We start from the raw sequence: 1,606 nt of genomic DNA on the forward strand, positions 1-1,606 counted from the left end.
TCTAAAATTGCTATAATTTTTGGTTGATGCCCAGTTTGAGGTAAACCTTGAAAACTGTTGCTGTCTTTTTTGATGAAGCTGGCACCTTTGCCTACCCATTTACTAAAAAAAAGTATATACGACACATTGCCCAACTTGGTGAAGCAATAGAAGCTTGTGGTGCCAATTTTCGTGTTGTTCGTCACCAATCTTCCTATCTAGGGTCAGGAGAATTTTCCCAGAGTTGGGAATTACGAGATGGACAAGTGATTGAAACAGGTCCTGTCAAAGCTGATGTCATTTTCGATAAAGGATTGTTTAGCTCTGATGGAACTATCCCAGTTCTTAACTGTCAGGAAATTAACGAAATTTGCACCAACAAATATAAAACCTTTCAGCTTTTCAGTGACTATTCTCCCCAAAGCTATCTTGTTAACACCCAAGAAGAGTTTTTTGAGGCACTCGATAAAATACCAGGGCAATATAAAGTTGTCAAGCCATTAGATGGTCTTGAAGGCAGAAATGTCCACATTGGAGACAATGACTTCTTAAAGAAACAGGATTGCCCCTATCCCTTATTAGTGCAAGAGTTTATCGATTCACGCTCAGGTATACCCGGTATTGTCAATGGTGTTCATGACTTTCGTGTAGCACTCCTCAACGGGGAAATTGTTCACGCTATAGTACGTACTCCACCTTCAGGTGAATTAGTGGCATCCGTGACTCAAGGAGGCGAGATGTTTGTTGTAGAAATAGAGCTCATCCCTAGCACTGTCTTCGAGCTAGTCGAACACATTGAAAAACATATGGTACAGTACGGTAACCGGTTTTATGGCATTGATCTTGCCATAGTTGACGGTCAACCGAAAATCATCGAGCTTAATTCTCGTGTTAGCATTTGGGACAATCAACAACATGAAGTATTCGCTAGCACCAAAAGGAAACTTGCCGAGGTGTTAGTAGCACTTTGATAGTTGATATAGCAGTTATCAATTATAGTATATCACCAATTTTACCAAATAATAAATTATGATCGAGTTTGAAAAAATAATCAACTTAACTGTTGATAAACTCCTTAACTATTTGCAGGAAAATAAAAATACCGATACCAAGGTAATAGATTACAAAAGCCCTCAAACCCTTAAGGAAAAACTCGATTTAAGCTTACCAGAAAACGGAGTTCCCTTAGCCGATTTAATTCCGATTATTGAATCGTACCTCGACCACAGCGTGCGGACTAGTAGCCATAAGTTTTTTAACCAGCTTTGGGGTGGATTTGAGATAACTGGATTATTAGCAGAAATGGTAACTAGTACTGCTAATACTTCTATGTATACCTATGAAGTTGCTCCAGTAGCCACGCTGATAGAGATTAAATTGATTGAGGCTCTCAAGGACTTGATCGGTTTTCCTCAAGGTGAGGGGTTGATGGTGACAGGAGGCAGTAATGCTAATCTGATCGCCATGCTTTGTGCGCGACACAAACTCCTACCCGAAGCCAAAAACAAGGGATTGGGAAATCACCAGCTAGTAGCATTCATCTCCGATCAGGCCCACTATTCCTTTTTTAAAGCCGCAAATTTGTTGGGCATGGGGATAGACAATGTAGTCAAAGTCAAATCCGATG

General features: G+C 40.2%; 2 protein-coding genes. Both read left to right on the forward strand.

Translation table 11 applies throughout. The annotated features are described in order from the left end of the window. The first annotated feature begins 47 nt into the window (after window positions 1-47). Window positions 48-950: an ATP-grasp domain-containing protein gene (locus F6K52_RS36060; RefSeq protein WP_293089984.1), complete on the forward strand. Its 903-nt coding sequence runs from the start codon at window positions 48-50 to the stop codon at window positions 948-950. A gap of 58 nt (window positions 951-1,008) precedes the next feature. Beyond that, on the forward strand, window positions 1,009-1,606 hold a 598-nt coding region (locus tag F6K52_RS36065; protein WP_293089986.1), incomplete at its 3' end, for a pyridoxal-dependent decarboxylase.

Source organism: Moorena sp. SIO3H5 (assembly GCF_010692395.1).
In the GTDB taxonomy this organism is placed as follows: domain Bacteria; phylum Cyanobacteriota; class Cyanobacteriia; order Cyanobacteriales; family Coleofasciculaceae; genus Moorena.